Consider the following 19,682-nt stretch of genomic DNA (forward strand, 5'->3'; position numbering starts at 1 on the left):
TTCAATGAGTCAGGAGAGCGAGCGTTCCCCCGGCGATCTGACTGCGACGGGGATGGCGCTCAGACACGACCGCGAGTGGGACTACGAACTCGACCGGATCAGCGAGGCCGTCGAGGAGCGAAACGCCAACAGCGTCGGCTTGCAGTTCCCCGAGGGACTCAAGCGCCGCGGCCCCGCCGTGGCCGACGACCTCCGGCGGACCCTCCCGGATGACGTGACGGTCATGCTCTCGGGCGAACCCTGCTACGGGGCCTGTGATCTGGACACCGAACTGATGCGCCACAGTGAGGTGTTCGTCCACTTCGGGCACAGCCCGATGAACGAATCCGAACAGATAATCTACGTACCCCTGTTCTCGAACGTCGACGTCTTCCCGATCATGGAGGAGTCCCTCGCGGAGTTCGAGGACCCCGAGGAAGACGAGGACATCGGGCTGGTCACGACGGCCCAGCACATGAACAAGTTCGAGGAGATGCGCGAATTCCTCGAAGAACGGGGCTATACGGTCCACACCCGGCGTGGCGACGAGCGATTGACCCACGAGGGCCAGGTGCTCGGCTGTAACTACGCCTCGGCTGACGTCGAGGCCGACCAGATGCTCTACGTCGGCGGCGGGAAGTTCCACCCGCTGGGGCTCGCGATGGACCATCCCGAGAAACGCGTCGTCATCGCCGACCCCGTCAACAACGTGGTCGACATCGCGGACGCCGACGCGCTGATCAAACAGCGTTACGGCGCGATCCATCGCGCCATGGACGCCGAGACGTGGGGCATCATCTACTCGACGAAGATCGGCCAGGGCCGCCTCGAACGGGCTCGCCAAATCGTCGAGGACAACGACGACGCCTACCTGTTGACGATGAACAACGTCACGCCCCAGAAGCTCACTAACTTCGGGCTGGACGCCTACGTCAACACTGCTTGCCCGCGGATCACGACCGACGACGGCCCGCAGTTCAAACAGCCCATGCTGACGCCCGGCGAGTACGAGATCGCGATGGGTGAGAAACCGATGGACTCGCTCAGCTTCGACACGTTCCACGGCACCTGGTGAGCCGGTCGGCGAGACGCTGCAGTCCTCTTCTCTGCGTGACCGGAGACACGTCGTGGAGTACTTCACGGGCCCGCCCGAACGAGGCCCATGAAACGAACGCTCGAAGAACACGCCGCCCGGTTCGACGAGCAGGCCGACTCCTACGACGACGGCAACTCCCCCGAGTACCGGGCGTGTGCTAATCTGGTGATCGAACACGCCGATCCCGACGATGGCGATACCGTGCTCGACTTGGGGACGGGCACCGGCGCGATTGCCCTCGCACTGGCTCCAGCGGCCGGCCGCGTTATCGGCCGCGATATCAGCGAGGGAATGCGCGAGCGGGCCCGACAGAAGGCCGCCGATCGCGGTTTGGAAAACACCGAGTTCGGTGAGGGTCGCTTTCGCGAGCCCAACCTGCCCGAAGACGCCGACGTGGATGTCGTCGTCTCGAACTTCGCCCTGCACCACCTCAGCGACGCCGAGAAACGCGAGGCGATCGAGACCATCGCCGGTCTGGACCCGGCGCGGTTCGTTCTCGGCGACGTGCTGTTCTTCGGGATGCCGGACCCCGACGAGCCGTTTTACTCGCCAGCAGTCGACGATCCGGCGACCGTCGGGACGCTGGTCGACGCGTTCACTGATGTCGGGTTCGCCCTCACGGTTGTCGAGCGCGTCCACGACCAGGTCGGCGTGCTGGTCGGCGAGCGAGTGCCAACGGGGACAACTGGCGAGGGCGGCCAATGAAACACCTTCCGAAGCACTTCCGGCAGCGCTGGCGATATCTCGCAGTCGAACTCGAAACCTGGCCGGACGCCGACTTCGACCGCGGGGATTTCCAGCGCCACCTCTGGTTTGCGGCCCAGAACCTGCTCGGAGATGTCGGCTCTGCGGCGGTCGATCTTTCGGTCGTCCGCTTCGAGCAAGCGGGGCCAACCGGCACAGCGATCATCCGAACACGCCGGGGGGAGGTCTCCCAAGCGCGGGCAGTTCTCGCCACGCTCGAATCCGTCGACGCCGACCCAGTCGGCCTCCGTGTCCGAGGCGTCAGTGGCACCGTGCGTGCGTGTGAGGAAAAGTATTTAGGAGGGCGTCCGGAATCCACCGAGCACGACGACGTCGCCTTTGCGGGAACCGATCGACCTGCAGTGATCCGGGCTGGCCGGGTAGATGTACACGTCGACGACGGCTTCATCGGGGCGACGCAACGCGACCTCTCATAACGATGCAAGGACAAAATCAACAGCAGGCCTACGATCGTGGTATCACCATCTTCTCACCCGACGGCCGACTCTACCAGGTCGAGTACGCCCGGGAAGCGGTCAAACGCGGGACAGCGAGCATCGGTGTTCGAACTGCCGACGGCGTCGTCCTCGCGGTGGACAAGCGTATCCGCTCGCCGTTGATGGAGCGCGACTCCGTCGAGAAGATTCACAAGGCCGACGACCACATCGGCATCGCCAGCGCCGGCCATGTCGCCGACGCACGCCAACTCATTGATTTTTCGCGCCGGCAGGCACAGGTCAATCGCCTCCGATACGACGAGGCGATCGGCGTCGAGACGCTCACGAAGCAGGTCACCGATCACGTCCAGCAGTACACCCAGATCGGCGGCGCGCGCCCGTTCGGCGTCGCGCTGATGATCGCCGGCGTCAGCGACGGCGAGCCGTCTCTCTACGAGACCGACCCCTCGGGGACGCCCTACGAGTGGAAGGCACTCGCGATCGGTGCCGACCGGGGGGACATTCGGGAGTATCTCGAAGCCAACTACGACGAGGAGATGACCCTTGAGGCCGGCGTCGGGCTGGCACTGAAAGCGCTGGAATCAGTCGCCGAAGGCGGACTGACGCCTGAGGGTGTCGGAATCGCGACCATCCCCGTCGAGGACGCGGAGTTCCACGAACTCACTGACGCCGAGACGGAGGCGTACCTCAGCGATCTGGACTTGCTCGCTACAGACGAGGATGACGCGACCGCGGACGACGATACAGACACGACGGCAGACGAGGGCGACACTGACGACGATTCGGTCGACGAGTAATCGACCGAGGGGAGTTTTGAATTCACGCGATCACGACGGACTCACGAAGCGGTGGGCCGAAGCGACGGTTCCCGCGGGACTTACATGCTGTTGTCTTGGGCGACGAGCAGGTCGAACGGTGTGTCGGCTGGCTCGTCATCCGGTGTGAGGTAGCCAGCCGCGAAGGCCGTATACACCGTGCCGCCGTCGAGACTGACGTCGAAGTCGGCGGCGACGTCGCCGTCGTTAGTATCGGTATCGCCACGGATCTCGACCGTGTAGTCACCGGCTCCGACAGTCGTGTAGCCAGATCCCCCGAACGGCACGCCGTCGAACAGCACGACGTCGCCACCCGCTGCTGTCACGTCGACAGCGGGCGCATCCGGGGAGGCATGAACGACCCTGAGGCGCGCCTCGTCGTCAGCAACGTCGGAGTTGTCGTCCTCCAGCACGAGCGGGGCGAACGGTTCGTCCGCATCCTCGCCGATCTCCCCTGTCGCAGCGACGGTGTAGTCAGTGTCCTCGGCAACGGTGACCGCCCCCGAGAAGACTTCGGTATCGGGGGAGCCAGCGGGCGTGATCGTCACGTCGTGTTCCTGAGCCGGGACCGACAGGTACGTGCTGACTGCCCCGAAGGGCACATCCCCAAGTGCGACGTCGCCGTTGAGGTAGACGTCGACGTTCGGCGCGTTCGGGGACAGGTGTGCGACGCGAAGTCGTCCCTCGGCTGGCGCAGGTTCCGGGGCGGCTCCCCGACCACTGGGCGTGGTGACGAGAAGGTTGAAAGGCGTCGCGGCTGGCTCGTCGTCGGGGGTGAGATAGCCCCCCGCGAAGGCCGTGTAGCTCTGTCCGCCCTCGAGAGTGACATCGAATTCAGCAGCGATGTCGCCGTCATTCCCGTCAGTATCGCCACGGATTTCGACGGTGTACTCGCCGGCATCGACGGTCGTGGTTCCGCCTGCGCCGAACGGGACACCGTCAAACAGCACAACGTCACCGTCGCCAGCAGTCACGTCGACGGCGGGTGCGTCCGGGGACGCGTGAACGACCGTGAGACGAGCCTCATCGTCGGCAACGTCGGAGGTGTCGTCTTCGAGTAGTAGCGGTGCGAACGGCTCGTCGGCGTCGTCGCCGACTTCACCCGTGGCGGCGACGGTGTAGGCGGTGTCGGCCGCGACGGTTACAGACCCGTTGAAGACTTCGGTGTCCGGCGACCCAGTCGGTGTGATCGTCACCGTATGCTCTGTAGCAGGCACAGAGAGATACTGGCTGACCGCCCCAAAGGGAACATCTTCGAGTGCGACTTCGTCGTTGAGGTAGACGTCGACATTGGGCGCGTTTGGCGACATATGTGCGACGCGAAGTTGCCCGTCGCCCGGCTCGGGTTCCGGGGCGGCACCGCGGCCACTGGGTGTGGTCACGAGGAGGTCGAAGGGCGTCATTGCGGGTTCGTCGTCGGGCGTGAGATAGCCCGCTGCGAACGCGGTGTACGTTTCGCCGCCTTCGAGCGTGACGTCGAAGTCGGCAGCGACATCGCCATCGTTTTCGTCCGTATCGCCACGGATCTCGACGGTGTACTCGCCAGCGCCGACGGTCGTGTATCCGGACCCACCGAAGGACACACCGTCGAACAGCACGACGTCGCCGCCCGCAGCGGTTACGTCGACTGCGGGGGCGTCCGGCGACGCATGCACGACTCTGAGTCGTGCTTCGTCATCGCCGACTTCAGACGTATCGTCCTCCAGTACGAGCGGTGCGAACGGTTCGTCGGCGTCGTCGCCGACCTCGCCCGTCGCGGCGACAGTATAGTCCGTCTCGGCTGCGACGGTCACGGAGCCGCTGAACACTTCCGTGTCCGGCGAGCCCGCCGGCGTGATCGTGACTGTATGATCCTGGGCGGGGACCGAGAGGTACTGGCTGACTGCGCCGAACGGGACGTCCTCGAGGACGGCTTCCCCGTTGAGGTAGATGTCGACGTTCGGCGCGTTCGGCGACATGTGGGCGACACGGAGTCGTCCCTCTCCCGGATCGGACGCCGTCATGTCCGGATCGGATTCGGTCATCCCCGAATCCGTCTCCGTTGGCTCGGGGCCGGCATCGGTCATTGCGTCGTCCATCGTCGTCTCGTCGTCCCCGTCGCTACAACCGGCGAGACCGACCGTCGTTGCCGCGCCCATGCTCAACAGGAGTCGTCGTCGTGTCTGCGTTCGATCCGTCATGTGCGTCTCTGTCTGAGACTGACAGTACATTAACAATTTTCGTGATTTAGGCTCAATTTCGTCGAGAATCTCTCGAAATTCCGTTCGGTGGAGCCTCTCTGTGCCGAATTACTTTCGGGAGATTTGAGTCCAAGTTACCAAAATCCCTATTTCGCTGGTTCGGGTACATCGAGTAATGAGGACAACGCACCGTCGGGCAACCACCGCCCTCTCAGGCGGAACAGCTCTGTGTTACCGCAATGTCGGGCGATCTGTGGGTGTGCGACCGGTGGATTATTCTATCGTGGCGTCGAACCAACGGGCGTATGGAGGCGGTGCTCTGGCAGACGCTCGCAGGGACGCGCGGCGGCCCGAACAGAGTCCGTATCCTCAGCGCGCTCGACGACCGGCCACGGAACGCAAACCGCCTCGCCGACGATCTCGACCTGGCCTACAACACGATCAGGCATCATCTCGACGTCCTGGAGGACAACGATATCGTCACGAGTGCCGACGAGAGCTATGGGACGGTTTATCTGCCGAGCGAGCGAGCGCGACGACACTGGGAGACGATCGAGGACATCATTTCGCAGGTGGAACAATGAACCAACGACAGAGACACGGGAGCATGGCATGGCGACCGGGCGGAGGTGACAGATGACGCTCGTACTCGACGTCGCACGGCTGGCAGCGGTGACAAACATCATCCTGTTGAGCGCGCTGATCGCCGTGTGGGGCCAACTGTACCGCGAGATCAGATCCACGTTTACGCTCGGGTCGATCGTCTTCGCCGTGTTCTTGCTCGCCGAAAACGTTCTGGCGCTGTGGTATTACTTCAATCCGACGCCGGGATTGCCACCGTTCGCCGTCGAGATCATGATGGTCCTTCAGGTGCTGGAAGCCCTCGCCATCGCGACGCTGCTGTATATCACCTGGCAGTAAGTTCGAGCGGTCGGCGTCTCTCAGCCGGCAGTGCGTTCGGAAACACCTTTTACCCGTCCCGAACAGGAGTAAGATATGATATCCCTTGACGAGGCTGTGACGGCCCGTCTGGAAACCCACGGCGAGCGCTTCGAGGTACTGGTCGATCCCGACGCGGCCCTGTCGATGAAGCGTGACGACTTCGACGGTGATCTCGAGGACGTCATCGCCGCCGAGGACGTCTTCGAGAACGCCTCGCGCGGTGACCGCCCGCCGGAGAACGCCCTCGAAGAGGTTTTCGGGACGACCGAACCCTTAGAGATCATTCCAGAGGTCATCCAGGACGGGGAGATCCAGATCACCGCCGACCAGCGCCGGGAGATGCAGGAGCGCAAACACCGCGAACTCGTCCAGCGCATCACCCGGAATGCGGTCAATCCCCAGATGGACGACGCGCCCCATCCCCCGGACCGGATCGAGTCGGCCCTGGAGGAAGCTGGATTCCAGATCGATCCAATGGAACCCGTCGAAACCCAGGTCGACGATGCACTCGATGCACTCAGACCGGTGATCCCCATTCGGTTCGACGAGGTGACTGTCGCGGTTCAGCTCCCCCCTGATTACGCGGGGAGCGGGCAGGCGAAGATCCGGGAGTTCGGCGATCTTGAGAGCGAGGAATGGCAAAGCGACGGCTCCTGGGTCGGCGTGTTGACGTTCCCAGCCGGACTCCAAAACGACTTTTTCGAACTCGCAAACGAGGTTTCCAGTGGTGAAGCCGAAACTCGCATCATCAAGGACGAAGACGACATCAAAACCCGGTAGCTATCTCTCGATTCGAGTTTCTGGCTTGCTCGATTCGATACCACCGCCCTCGAAAACGACAGAGCGATGAATTCCATCTTCCTCGATCGATATCGACGGTCCGAGTACACCGGTAGCAACCGGTGTCTGCCGTGTACGCTGGTCAACACTATCATCGCGGTCGTGATCGCCAATACGGCGTTCATCTGTCTGCTGCGTCTGAACTACCGTCCGGCTCACGCAGCCATCGCCGCGGTTGCGATGCTCGGGATTGCAGCCATCCAGATCTGGCTTCGCGGCTACCTGATTCCGGGGACGCCACGGCTCACCAGACGGTACTTTCCTCCGTGGGTGCTCCGTGCGTTCGGCAAAGAGCCGTTTGTGATCGACGGCGGGCGCGCCGAAAGTGATCTCGATGTCGAACACCACCTCGAGGCGGCGAACGCGGTTACATCCGCGGATACCGCTGCGAACATCGAACTCACGGACAGTTTCGCGGAGGCGTGGCGAAGCGCGATCGAAGACATCGCCTCCGTTGATTCGGCTGTCCGGGACGTCTTTGACGTCGACGGCGTGGTACAGGTGGACGATACCGACCGCTCTGTCAGGGTCTCACTCGATTCCCGTCCGTTCGGTCGGTGGGTCTCGCGGGCCGCGTTGCTCGCCGATCTCGGCGCTGGCCGGGTGTTCGCCGACCAGTATGACGCCTGGCCGGAAGCCTCGACGGCCGAGCGCGGGCAGCTCCTCGGCGGGTTGCGCCGACACATCGCGATCTGTCCCATGTGTGCGGCCGAGACAACGTTCGATGCGGCGACGGTGACTGGCTGTTGTGGGGACGTCCGGGTTGGGATTGTCTCATGTGGGGATTGTGGCGTCCGGCTGTACGAAGTCCCGCTCGAGGGCGGGCCGACGACGGAAGGCTGGTCCTGATCTGTCCAGCCACAGCGCGTACTGTCGATTTGTACTCGGTCGTGGCAGTGTCTGTCAACTCTCCGTGATCCGGTCTGCTTTGAGACCGTCGAGTCAAATCGTTCGTAACTTCATAAGGCTTATGCGCGCGTTGGCAGTTTCCATGCCTAATGAGCGTTCGGAGGGTTCCCGTCGCATGAGTGTATTAGACGAGTATGTCTCTGAGGATTCATCAGCCAGTCGTGCCGCCGAATGGCTCTTCACGTGGGGCCATGGGTTGCTCATCGCCGGCCTGTTTGGCTTCATGTTCTGGGTCCGGGCCAGAACGTGGAACCGATTCGTCGTTGACGGAAAGATTCTGCTCAGTGGCAACGACGCGTGGTATCATCTGCGCCAGATCTCGTATACTGTCTCGAACTGGCCGTCGACGATGCCGTTTGACCCCTGGACGGAGTTCCCAACCGGCACGTTCGTCGGCCAGTTCGGGACGATCATGGATCAACTGATCGCCACGGCCGCACTCATCGTCGGCCTGGGGAGTCCGAGCGAAGAGCTGATTCGGCTCGTCACGCTGTTCTCGCCGGTTGTCTTCGGCTCGGCTATTATCGTGCCGACGTACTATCTCGGCAAGCGGATGGGTGGTCGCCTCGGTGGCATCATCGCCGCAATCGTCCTCGCGCTGTCATCCGGCGTCCTCCTCCAGCGGAGTCTCGTTGGGATTGCCGACCACCAGGTCGCCGAAGCCCTGTTTCAGGCGGTCGCAGTGCTCGGCATCGTGATTGCCGTTCGCGTTGCACAGGAAGAGAAGCCAGTGTATGAACTGTTCGCCGAGCGAAACTGGGGGGCGCTTCGGCGTCCGCTGGGGTGGGGCGCGGTGGGTGGCGTCGGACTGGCGCTGTATCTGTGGCTCTGGCCGCCGGCGATCCTCTTGATCGGGGTTCTTGGCGTGTACGTCACGATCCAACTCCCCATCGTCTACCTCCGGGGCGAAAGTCCCGAACACGTCGGGATCGTTACGGCGACGATTTTCGCTGTGGCTGGCGTCCTCTCGTTACTCTCTATTCAAGCGGTCAATTTCAACATGGTCCAACTTTCGCTGGCCCAGCCCGGACTCTCCTTTGCGGGAGCTGCGTGGTCGCTCGGGCTGGCCTGGCTCGCGCGTGAGTGGGATCGTCGTGAGCTGTCGGCCTGGCAGTATCCGGCAACGGTTTTCGGTGGGCTTGGTGTGGGAGTCGTCCTGTTCGTCCTCGTCTTGCCGGACCTCTTCTGGTACTTCTTCGATCAGATTCTCCGGTTCGTCGGTTTCGCGTTCAATCCACACTCGGATTCAGCCGGCACTGTCGCTGAGGTCACGCCATTACCAGGGGGTATCGATTCACTCTTGCGGTATTACGGCGCTGTTCCACTCATTGCCGGTGCAGGCGTCGGTATTTCTGTCATCCACCAGTATTTCAGCGACGAACTCAAACCGGAGTTGCTGTTCGTCGGGGTGTGGTTTGTGTTCATGCTTGCTGCCACACTCACGCAAAGTCGGTTTGCCGTTTACTTCCCCGTTCCTGCCGCGACACTGAGCGCGCTGGTGGTCACATGGCTGTTCCAGCGGCTTCGATCGGTCTCCGAAAGTAGTGACCTCGAAACGTATCAGGTGCTGACCATACTTGGCGTCGTTACCGGACTCGTCTTGCCGATGGTTCTCGCCTCCCCAACCGTGCTGGAAACGTCAGGCCAAAACAATCCCGGAGGCGTTGCCGGTTGGGAGAGCAGTCTCGACTGGATGAACGAGAACACGCCCGCCGTTGGCAACTACGGTGGGGCCGGCAACGCAGACGAGCTTGACTTCTATGGCACGTACGAGCGCACTGATGACTTCGAGTATCCGGACGGTGCCTACGGCGTGATCTCGTGGTGGGACTACGGCCACTGGATCACGCAGGAAGCTGAGCGGATCCCGGTCGCGAATCCGTTCCAGGGCAATGCCGAGGAGGCTGCGGCGTTCCTCATGGCAACGAACGAATCCCAGGCCGGTGACGCATTGGAAATCGTGAGTGAAAACGAGTCAGATGCAACGACGCAATACGCGATGGTCGACTGGAAAATGGCCACGGCCAACGGAGGCTTCCAATCCTATCGCTGGGGGAAGTTCGGTGCCCCATCGGCGTTCTTGGATAACGTCTCGGCGTCGACGTATTACCGAGTGATCAGAGGGCAGGCACAAGCTGGCGATAGTCGTCCCTCTGTCCTCCAGCAGTGGTATACTGTTCAGAAACAGGCCTTCTACGAGTCGATGGCTGTCAGGCTCTATCGCTACCACGGCAGTGCCGCGTCGACGACTGACGTCCCGGGCATCAACACGAGAGGTCGGATTCCAGTCGTCGACTGGGAGCAAACACAGCTTCTCAACCGAAGAACCGGTGAGACGGAACTGGCAAACGTACCAGCGAGAAACCAGAACGGAACGGCCCAGGCACTCCGATGGTTCAACAGCCGTGAGGAAGCCGAGGCCTACGTTGCTGAGGACGGGACGGCCCAGATTGGCGGCCTCGGCAAGATACCGAGCGAACCCGTCTCCGCACTCAAGCACTATCGCCTGGTACAGGTGAGCGAGCAGAATCAGGGGTCCGTTGTTGCAAGCCAGCCGGGCTTGGGCCTGCTCGTCCAACGGAACCTACAGAATGAGCAGGTGCAGTACCAGACCGGTGTGAATTGGCGAACCCTGCTGAGTGGAACCCTTTCGGAGCCCTACAGCGCCTGGACGAAGACCTTCGAGCGCGTCCCCGGCGCGACCGTCGAAGGAACCGGTCCGGCCAACACGAACGTCACGGCGTCCGTCGAGATGGAGATGCCAAACGCCAACAAGACGTTCACCTACCGCCAGCACGCCGAGACCGGCGAGGACGGCGAGTTCACGATGACGCTGCCGTACTCGACGACGGACTACGACGCGGTGAGCACCGAGGACGGGTACACGAACGTCAGCGTGCGGGCGAACGGCTCCTACGAGTTCGCCACGTCGCCGACACTGGAGACGACCAACGAGACGATGACCCAGTACGTCTACAACGACACCGCCGAAGTGTCCGAGGAGCAGGTCATCGGGACCGACGACTCGGTGGTCGAGGCCGACTTGACGAAATCCGTCATGCTCGAACGGGATATCAACACGACGGCGAGTGATTCGACGAACGAAACGGGCCAGAACACGACAGATGGGTCCGACACGGGCGGGACGGACGACGGCTCGACGAACGAGACCGGGGAGGACACATCTGGCTCGCTGGCACCGGTCGTCGCCAGTGACTCCTCGACCGTTCGACCCGTCACCACTGGAACCTAAACCGTGTCCGCTCCCGAACAATCCCGGCCTGCGTCGACTGACGTTCGCGCCTGGTTAGTGATCTATCTCAAGGGCGTCGCGATGGGGGCAGCCGACTCGGTTCCGGGCGTCTCCGGCGGGACGATCGCCTTCATCACTGGCATTTACGAGCGGCTGATCAGCGCCATCGCCACGCTCGATCCCCGTGCGGCCAGACACCTCCTGCGGATCCACCGGACGAGTGGCCGCCAGGCGCTGGTTCGCCGGCTGCTTGCGATGGATGTGCCGTTTCTGATCGTCCTCGGCTCGGGCGTCATGACGGCGCTCGTGCTCGTCTCGCGGGTAATGCACGCCGCGTTGAACGGAGCCCGTGCACTCACCTTCGCCTTTTTCTTCGGGTTGATCGCTGCCTCGGCGGTGGTGCTCTACGAAAACGTTTCCTTCGGGACGATCGGCCGGATCGGGGCTGCTGTAGCCGGCTTTGGCCTGGCGTTTCTGGTCTCGGGCGTGACCGCTGGCGCGACCCAGTCCCACGCGCTGCCGATCCTGTTCGTCACGGGGGCGATCATGATCACCGCGATGATTCTGCCCGGTATCTCAGGTGCCTTCATGCTATTGTTGCTCGGGCAGTACGATCATCTGACGACCGTCCTCAAACGCTTCGTCGACAGTCTGCTCGGGTTAGTCACAGGGGACGCCTCCTTCGGCCTCGTGGTCGATCTGGGAACGACGGTCGTCGTCGTCGGCATCGGCGCGATGGTCGGCCTGCTCTCGTTCGCACGGGTCATCCGATGGGCGCTGGCGAACTACCGGGCAGCCACGCTCACCTTCCTCGTCAGCCTCATGGTTGGGGCCCTACGACTCCCCGTCGAAGAAGTCCTGGATAACACCGCTGCCTGGGGGCCGACGACCACGGGTCTGACGGTGCTTGCGGCGGGTGTCGGGGCCGGGGCGGTCCTCGTCCTCGATCACTACACCGGGTCGCTTTCGTATTGACGGGCGCTGTTGGCCCGAACCGGGAGTCGGTAGCGTTTTGCCCCCGCTGGGCCTGACAGAGCGTATGCGCGTTCTCAACTATCTCGAACTCGAACGCTATCTCGGTCCGAGCGGCATTCGCACCGCCGCCTCCCAGCAGCGCGCCGCGCTCGAAACGACGGATGTCGACGTGGTGACGTCACCGTGGGACGGGCGAAATCCGGCGACAGCGGCCGCAACGAATCTCGGCAACGGGTCGCTGTGGGCTGATTTTGACGTTGTCCATGCCAACCTCATCGGTCCTGGTACGATCGCCGTCGCGAAGCACGCCAGGCGTCACGATATCCCGCTGATCTTGCACGCTCACGTCACCCGTGAGGACTTCCAGGAGAGCTTTCGGGGGTCGAACCTGGTTTCGAAGCCGCTTGGTTGGTATCTCCGGTGGTTTTACTCCCAGGCCGACCTCGTGCTCTGTCCCAGTGAGTACACGCGCCGCGTCCTCGAATCGTACCCCGTCTCGGCCCCTATCCGGCCGATGACAAACGGCGTCGACCTGGCGAGTCTGGAAGGGTACGGGAAGTTCCGGGCCTCCGCCAGAGAGAAACACGACCTCGACGGCGTCGTCGTCTTCGCCGTCGGGCAGGTTTTCGAGCGCAAAGGATTGAGCACGTTCTGTCGAGTTGCCCAGCAGACCCCCTACGATTTCGCGTGGTTCGGGCCATACAGTACGAGTCCGCTGGCATCGAAGACGGTGAAGCGCTGGACAGAGGACCCGCCGGAGAACGTCACGTTCACTGGCTGGGTCGACGACATTCGGGAGGCCTACGGTGCGGGCGACATCTATCTGTTCCCCACGAAGACCGAGAACCAGGGGATCGCCGTCCTCGAAGCCATGGCCGCCGAGAAGGCAGTGGTTATCCGGGACATCCCGGTCTTCGAGGAGTTCTTCACCGACGGCGAGGACTGTCTGAAAGCCGAGACGGACGCCGAGTTCCGCGAGGCGGTCGAACGCCTCGCCGAGGATCCCGAACTCCGGGAGCGCCTGGGGGAGAACGCCCGTGAGACGGCCGAGGAACACAGTCTCGATCGCGTCGGCGAGGAACTCGTCTCGGTCTACGAGGCACTCCTCGATGGACGCGATCCGATCGAAGACTGATCATCGCTTTCCCCGTGGCGTGTCCCTGTTGGGTCCGTCTGATTCCAACAGTACTACTAACTACACCCGCACAGACAGGGGTACGCATGGATCGATATTCGGACGGCCGGCCGGGAACTCGACGGACAGGAGCGTGGAAGCATGGTCGCTGAGGCGGGGTATTTCGCGATCGAGATGCTGGTGGTCGCTTTCGCCGGCGGCGCGATCGGGGCCGCCATCGGCGGGATGGCGGCGCTTTCGCTCTCGGGGCTGGCACTCGTCGTCGGCGAGGTCGCCAATGCTGCCAGCGGGGCCGCAACCGGCAGCCCCGCCGCGTTCGAACTCACGTCGCTGGTCGGCTACGGGCCGGCGCTCGGCCCGCACGTCGCCTTCGCCGGCGGCGTCGCGGCCGCGGCATATCTCGGCAGACACGAGGAGTCCGACTCGTTCCCCTATCACCGGGCGAAAGACATCTTCACACCGAACGGCGCACAGGTCGATGCGCTGCTCGCTGGCGGGGCCTTTGGCGTGATCGGCTACTGGCTGGCTGCACTCGCGCGGACGTTCACGTTGCCGGTCGATCCGGTCATGGCGAGCGTCGTCGTCTCGGGGCTGTTGGCACGTATCGCCTTCGGGTATCCGCTCGTCGGTTCGATTCGGGACGGGCTTCTCGACATGTCGCCCTACGAGCGTCGCGAGATACGGACCGCACTCGAGGGCCACGAGGACGATGAGGGCACCCGGCTGGCGGTCGAGCCGTGGGCCCCACAGCAACACCGGTGGCTCCAGACGGTACTCCTGGGGCTGGTGGTTGGGATTTTCGCTGCTTACGTGACGTACGTTACCCAGCGCTATTACCTCGCGTTCGGTATCACACTGGTCTTGCTCGGCCTTTCCGTCGCGGGCGTCGATCGCCTACCGATCCTCCACCATATCGCGTTTCCGGCCAGTATCGTCGCGTTGTCGATGCCAGGGTTCGGGATCGAAGTCGCGCTCGGCCTCGGTGCCGGGTTCGGCCTCGCCAGCGCACTGCTCGCTGAATTCGGTGGCCGCGTTCTCTACGCGCACGCCGACACGCACGTCGATCCGCCTGCGATCGCCATCGTGGTGACGACTCTCGCGATCGGTGTCCTCACGACCGCTGGTATCTTCGAACAGGGACTCATTCCAGCGATCTAGGTGGCGGACACTGTCGTCTTCATTCTTCGACGGGATTGTACGCCCCGTTGATGTCCCACTCGTGGAGACAGTGCGGGCTACCGGGTTGGCCGTCGTCGCGCCCGGTCCAGACGCCCCGATCGTCGTCCCAGACTTCCAGGCGTCCACACCGCTCGCATTCACGTTCGTTCGGGGGGACGATTTGAATCATAGACGGATCGAGGGGACCCGCCACCAAGAATGTCTCGGGTCCCCGAGGCGGTCACAGCTCGACGCTGCCCGGGATCAGGCTACAGGATCGACGCAACTGTCCGGTGTCGTCGTACACCAGTAGGGTTTGCTTCTCGAAGCGTATCCGTTCGTCCCCGACGACGAGTTCGATCCGATAGCGGTCGTCGGTGGCTTCGGCGGCATCGACGACACGTTTGACGTCCGCGATGTCGGCCTCGAGCTCGCAGATGAACGCGCCCGTGAGACGGTCTGCGATGCTCAATACGCCGGTTTCCTGTTCGCGCTTTCGAAACGCCACGTCGACTGCGTCCCCCTCGAGTGTCGCCCCATCGTCGTCTGTCAGTCGGTCACGAAGCGGGGCAGCGGCCCCGCTGTGGGTGATCCGAAGCGTCGGGACGTCGGGGGCGTCGGGTTTCTCGCCGGCCCGGACGGCAGTCAGGCTGAAGTGTTCGCGCTTCATCCGGTATATTATGGTATGTGTTGGAATAGCATGAAGGTGACGACGACGTCAGCTTCAGCCGGTTGGCCGTGGTACATGAGCGATCGGCCACCCAGCGGGTTTCGGGACGCGACTGTGGTGTTGCTCACCCACTGGGAGCAACTGGGTCGCTGTGGCGTCTTGATTTAAGTAGCTGGACTCGCAATCCGCAACAAGCACCGGTGTCGCATGCGCCCCACGTGACCGACCATGTCTGAACCCCATCGTCGTACTGATCAGGAGGCGGGAACGCTGTCGGGAACAGCCACAAGCACGGCCGAAGCGGACGAATCGGTCGGCCGCCTGGGTTCGGCGAAAGAGTGGCTCGTCCGGGTCGCGCGCGTCCTCGCCGGATCGCAGGTCGCCGTCGAGAACTACGATCCGCGAAGGCACGATCACCTGACGGATTTCGGCGGGCTTGCGGGGATGGACGAGATCGACCGGTACTGGCTCAACGCCCCGTATGCGTTCGCCTCGATCAACTACGATCCCGAGCGCGACGAACACCGGTATCACGTCGTCGAACCCGGACTCGACGATTTCGAACGTGACCTGCTGGACCGACTGTTCGAGGACGTCCGTGATCCGCTGCTCTATCGCGCCGACGTCGACGAGGACCCGGAAGGGGCCCTGCTTGCGGAACTCCGGGACCGCCTCGAAGAGTACGGCGTCGACGTCCGGATCGAGACGGTCCATCGACTGTTCTATTATCTCTTCAGGGAGTTCCAGGGCTACGGCAAGATCGACCCGCTGATGCACGATCCTGCGATCGAGGACATCTCGTGTGACGGCGCGAGTTTGCCGATCTTCGTCTATCACGACGCTTACACTGACGTCGAGACGAACATCACATACGACGAGTCCGAACTCGAAAATCTCGTGGTTCAACTCGCCCAGCGGTCGGGTCGGCATATCAGCGTCGCCGATCCCGTCGTCTCGACGACGCTGCCGGACGGCTCCCGGATCGAACTCGCCCTGGGGACGGAAGTAACTCCGCGCGGGTCGGCCTTTACCATCCGGAAGTACGCGGAGGACCCGTTCACACCGATCGACCTCCTCAAGTACGGAACCTTCAACCGGGAGATGCTCGCGTATCTCTGGCTCGCGATCGAGCACAACAAGTCGCTGCTGTTCGCCGGCGGGACCGCAGCCGGGAAGACGACGTCGATGAACGCGGTCTCGATGTTCATCCCTCCGCGGGCGAAAGTACTCACCATCGAGGACACGCGGGAACTCTCGCTGTATCACGACAACTGGCTGTCCTCGGTCACCCGCGAGCGCTTCGACGAGGACGACATCTCGATGTACGACCTGCTGCGGTCGGCACTCCGGCACCGTCCGGAGTACATCGTGGTCGGCGAGGTGCGTGGCGAGGAAGCGATCACGCTGTTCCAGGCGATGAACACGGGCCACACGACGTTCTCGACGATGCACGCCGACTCGGTCCAGACGGTCATCAATCGCCTGGAGAACGAGCCGATCAACGTGCCCCGGCCGATGGTCCAGAGCCTGGACATTCTGGCCGTCCAGGTGTTGACGCGTCAGGGCGACGAGCGGGTTCGCCGGGCGAAGACGCTGGCCGAGATCGAAGGCATCGACCAGCGAACGGGCGAACTCGATTACGCCAACGCCTACGAGTGGCAACCGACCGCGGACGGCTACGCGGAGCGTGATTCTTCGCTGCTCGAAGATATCCGTGAGGAACGCGGCTGGAGTCAGGCCGAACTCCTTCGGGAACTCGAGGATCGTGAACGCTTCCTCGCCTATCTCCTGGAGGAAGACGTCACGGACTATCGCCGGTTTACGTCGTTCGTGAACCGATACTACGCCGATAAGGACGCTGTCCTCTCGACGATCGAGGCGCAGCCGGACACGGAGTGATATGAGTCTCACGGGATACCTGCCGCTGATCGGCGCACTCGCGCTGGCTGGAATGCTTGGGCTGACCCGCGTCAGTCCCCATGCCGACAGAGTGTTCACCCGTGTCGCCCGCCAGTATTTCAGCCAGCACATCGAGGAGTCACCGGTCCGCAAGCGTCTGCTGGCGTCGGCATACGTCGAGACGACCTATCGCGTATACGCGGCCAAGACGTACCTCTACACCGCGCTCGCGGCCCTCATCGGCGGTGTCGTCGGGGTCTATGTCGTTGGCGGAGCGCTGGTGGTCATTCCGACGATCGCCGCCGTCCTCGCGGATCTCCCGTCGGTCATGGGCGACGCCCTGGGTAACCGGAATCTCGAGATCGTTCTCCCGGCCGACCAGGTGTTTATCGTCCTGACCGCCGGTGGCGTCGTGCTCGGAGCGCTTTCGGCGGTCGTGACCTACGTGGCACGCTGGCAACTCCCGGCAGGGACCGCCGAGGTTCGCCGTCGCGGCATCAACGAAGCGCTCCCTCGGACGGTCGCGTTCACCTACGCCCTCTCCAGGGGTGGGCTCGCGTTCCCGGACGTGATGCGGACACTCGGACGCAACCGGGAAATCTACGGGGACGCGGCCGACGAGGTGAGCGTCGCCGTCCGGGAGATGGACGTCTTCGGGACGGACATGATCTCGGCGATCAGGCGCACGGCCCACCGGAGTCCGAGCGACACGTTCCGGACGTTCGGCGAGAACCTCGCGAGCGTGCTCGCCAGCGGGCAACACATCCCCGCGTTCCTCGAAGACCAGTACGACCGCCTTCAGGAGGAGGCCGAACAGCGCCAGGAAGAGGTCCTGGAACTGCTCGCAACGATTGCCGAGGCGTACGTCACGACGCTCGTGGCCGGTGTCCTGTTTTTGCTCACGATCCTGCTGGTGTTCGGGCTGACGGTGACCGAAACGCTGCCCTTCCTGCAGTTGCTCACGTATCTCATCATTCCGCTGTCGAATGCCCTGTTCGTCGTCTTTCTCGTCCAGAAACTCGAGGAACTCGGTGTCGCCCGCGAGAGTGGCGTCGCCGCACTCGAGGGTGGCTCCCCGGACCAGAACGCCCCTCAGACGCCGACTGCGACCGCGGATGGGGGTCATCTCAGGCGGTTGTCGGCCGGCCGATCACAGCTCGCCCTGTACGACCGAATCAGTCGATTCAAGCGCGTGCTTCGCCGTCCAGCCCAGACTATCATCTGGAACCCAACCCGGATTTTCTACCTGACCGTTCCGATCGCACTGGTGTGGGTGGCTCTTCGTGCACCGGGGACGATCACGGGCTACGGCTTCAATCTCAGGCTGGCCGACGACCTGCTCGTCCAGACCACGCTCTTTCTGATCGGGACCTTCGCCGTCGTCCGTGAGATCTACTCCCGGCGGATCGATCGGATTGAGGCCGCCACGCCCGAGTTGCTCGAACGCCTGGCGAGTCTCAACGAGGCGGGGATGTCCTTCGTCGAAAGTCTCGACCGGGTGCGTGACTCGGATCTCGGTGTGCTGACTGACGAGGTCGATCGCATCTGGACGGACATTTCGATGGGTGCCAATTCGCCCGACGCCCTCCGACGCTTCGGCCAGCGCGTCAGGACCGCATCGATCGCTCGGGTCGTCACCCTTCTCATGCACGCGATGCGGGCGAGCGGTCGCCTGGGTCCCGTGCTCCGGATCGCGTCCTCCCAGGCCCGTTCGGATCTCGAACTCCGGCGGGAACGTCGCCAGCAGATGTTCACCTACCTGGTCGTGATCTACGTCTCGTTTTTCGTCTTTCTGGTCATCATCTTCGCCGTCGAGGAGGTGCTCGTCCCGAGTCTGCCGGATAACGTCCCGGTCCCCGAATCCAATCGCCTGGGCGTCGACGTCAGCGCGTTCGCCCGCCTCGGGCAGGTCAACAAGCCGGCCTACACGTTGATTTTTCTGCACGCCGCGTTGATTCAGGCCGTCCTCTCGGGATTGGTTGCTGGACTCCTCGGCGAGGGTACCATCAAGGATGGCGCGAAACACGCCGCGATACTGCTCGGGATCGCGTACGTCGCGATCCTGGTCGCGACCTCGCCCGTGGCCTCGCTGACGATGCAGAGCCAGGAGACGCTCGGCGATGGCGTCACGATCGGCTCGGTCTCGACGTCTGAAGGTGGGTTCGTCGTGATCCACGAGCGGACCGCCGATGGCGATATCGTTGGTCACACCGGCTACCTGCCGTCGGGCGAACACACGAACGTCCGTGTCCAACTCGACGAGACGTTACAGCGCCAGACCACGCTCGTGGCCGTGCCGTATCTCGATAGCGACGGCGACGGGCGCTTCACCGTCGGTACCGACCAGCCCTACGCGACGGGCGGCGACCCAGTGGCTGTCGACGCAGACATCACACCGGTCGAAACGTGACGCGAGTCAGTCTCTCGTGAGTAGCGCGGGGGTCGGCCATGTTTGCAGAGCGTTCCGCGGTCGGGACTGCCCCCGCCTGCCCACGACTGCCGTTGCCAGGAACCGCCGGGTAGCCCTCGTCTTGCTCGCCGGGGTCCGCTCGTTTTTCCGCCGGAATCCGCTCGGTTTGCTCGCCGGTCCGGAGTCAGTTTCGCCGGTGGCCGAACGGCTATGAGCGAG

17 protein-coding genes are annotated in these 19,682 nt (G+C 63.3%); 14 read left to right on the forward strand and 3 right to left on the reverse strand.

Annotated elements, in window-relative coordinates:
- The first annotated feature begins 4 nt into the window (after positions 1–4).
- From dph2 to psmA, 4 genes are all read left to right on the forward strand, one after another.
- A complete protein-coding gene (dph2, locus tag HUTA_RS13700; protein ID WP_015790522.1) occupies positions 5–1,054 on the forward strand; it encodes a diphthamide biosynthesis enzyme Dph2 in 1,050 nt (349 codons plus the stop codon).
- 87 nt (positions 1,055–1,141) lie between these two features.
- Entirely contained in the window at positions 1,142–1,780 is a 639-nt protein-coding gene (locus HUTA_RS13705) for a class I SAM-dependent methyltransferase (protein WP_015790523.1), read from the forward strand.
- Positions 1,777–2,256, forward strand: a complete 480-nt coding sequence (locus HUTA_RS13710) for an Rpp14/Pop5 family protein (protein ID WP_015790524.1) — start codon at positions 1,777–1,779, stop codon at positions 2,254–2,256. The genes HUTA_RS13705 and HUTA_RS13710 overlap by 4 nt, the downstream gene beginning before the upstream one ends.
- A 2-nt stretch (positions 2,257–2,258) precedes the next feature.
- On the forward strand, positions 2,259–3,074 hold the full coding sequence (gene psmA / locus HUTA_RS13715) for an archaeal proteasome endopeptidase complex subunit alpha (protein ID WP_015790525.1): 816 nt from the start codon (positions 2,259–2,261) through the stop codon (positions 3,072–3,074).
- Between the two features lie 80 nt (positions 3,075–3,154).
- On the opposite strand, the gene HUTA_RS13720 is transcribed toward psmA, so the two are convergent.
- Positions 3,155–5,272: a DUF4397 domain-containing protein gene (locus HUTA_RS13720; protein WP_079891717.1), complete on the reverse strand. Its 2,118-nt coding sequence runs from the start codon at positions 5,270–5,272 to the stop codon at positions 3,155–3,157.
- 305 nt (positions 5,273–5,577) lie between these two features.
- Between HUTA_RS13720 and HUTA_RS13725 the strand changes: the two genes are divergently transcribed.
- The 8 genes from HUTA_RS13725 to HUTA_RS13760 all read left to right on the forward strand — a co-directional run bounded on the left by HUTA_RS13725 (position 5,578) and on the right by HUTA_RS13760 (position 14,484).
- Positions 5,578–5,856: an ArsR/SmtB family transcription factor gene (locus HUTA_RS13725; protein ID WP_015790527.1), complete on the forward strand. Its 279-nt coding sequence runs from the start codon at positions 5,578–5,580 to the stop codon at positions 5,854–5,856.
- A 52-nt stretch (positions 5,857–5,908) separates the two neighbouring features.
- Positions 5,909–6,193: a hypothetical protein gene (locus HUTA_RS13730; RefSeq protein WP_015790528.1), complete on the forward strand. Its 285-nt coding sequence runs from the start codon at positions 5,909–5,911 to the stop codon at positions 6,191–6,193.
- 75 nt (positions 6,194–6,268) lie between these two features.
- The gene (locus HUTA_RS13735; RefSeq protein ID WP_015790529.1) at positions 6,269–6,994 is read left to right on the forward strand and encodes a ribosome assembly factor SBDS; all 726 of its coding nucleotides are present in this window, start codon (positions 6,269–6,271) and stop codon (positions 6,992–6,994) included.
- Positions 6,995–7,060: 66 nt separating this feature from the next.
- The gene (locus HUTA_RS13740) at positions 7,061–7,903 is read left to right on the forward strand and encodes a hypothetical protein (protein WP_015790530.1); all 843 of its coding nucleotides are present in this window, start codon (positions 7,061–7,063) and stop codon (positions 7,901–7,903) included.
- A 175-nt stretch (positions 7,904–8,078) separates the two neighbouring features.
- Complete coding sequence (locus tag HUTA_RS13745; protein ID WP_015790531.1) at positions 8,079–11,216, forward strand: oligosaccharyl transferase, archaeosortase A system-associated; 3,138 nt, start codon at positions 8,079–8,081, stop codon at positions 11,214–11,216.
- An 81-nt stretch (positions 11,217–11,297) separates the two neighbouring features.
- Positions 11,298–12,191 (forward strand): DUF368 domain-containing protein, encoded by an 894-nt coding sequence (locus tag HUTA_RS13750; protein ID WP_079891734.1) that lies wholly within the window; start codon positions 11,298–11,300, stop codon positions 12,189–12,191.
- A gap of 64 nt (positions 12,192–12,255) precedes the next feature.
- Positions 12,256–13,326 (forward strand): glycosyltransferase family 4 protein, encoded by a 1,071-nt coding sequence (locus HUTA_RS13755; RefSeq protein WP_015790533.1) that lies wholly within the window; start codon positions 12,256–12,258, stop codon positions 13,324–13,326.
- 141 nt (positions 13,327–13,467) lie between these two features.
- Entirely contained in the window at positions 13,468–14,484 is a 1,017-nt protein-coding gene (locus HUTA_RS13760) for a hypothetical protein (RefSeq protein WP_015790534.1), read from the forward strand.
- Positions 14,485–14,503: 19 nt separating this feature from the next.
- Here HUTA_RS13760 and HUTA_RS15700 read toward each other — a convergent pair whose 3' ends face one another.
- Together HUTA_RS15700 and HUTA_RS13765 are read right to left on the reverse strand one after the other, a co-directional pair.
- Positions 14,504–14,674, reverse strand: coding sequence for an HEWD family protein (locus HUTA_RS15700; protein WP_015790535.1), 171 nt, complete (start codon positions 14,672–14,674; stop codon positions 14,504–14,506).
- Positions 14,675–14,725: 51 nt separating this feature from the next.
- Positions 14,726–15,154: a DUF5793 family protein gene (locus HUTA_RS13765; protein ID WP_015790536.1), complete on the reverse strand. Its 429-nt coding sequence runs from the start codon at positions 15,152–15,154 to the stop codon at positions 14,726–14,728.
- 228 nt (positions 15,155–15,382) lie between these two features.
- Here HUTA_RS13765 and HUTA_RS13770 point away from each other — a divergent pair, with 228 nt between their 5' ends.
- Entirely contained in the window at positions 15,383–17,053 is a 1,671-nt protein-coding gene (locus HUTA_RS13770; RefSeq protein WP_015790537.1) for a type II/IV secretion system ATPase subunit, read from the forward strand.
- 1 nt (position 17,054) lies between these two features.
- On the forward strand, positions 17,055–19,463 hold the full coding sequence (locus tag HUTA_RS13775; protein ID WP_015790538.1) for a type II secretion system F family protein: 2,409 nt from the start codon (positions 17,055–17,057) through the stop codon (positions 19,461–19,463).
- Positions 19,464–19,682 lie beyond the last annotated feature (219 nt).

The organism is Halorhabdus utahensis DSM 12940 (assembly GCF_000023945.1).
In the GTDB taxonomy this organism is placed as follows: Archaea; Halobacteriota; Halobacteria; order Halobacteriales; family Haloarculaceae; genus Halorhabdus; species Halorhabdus utahensis.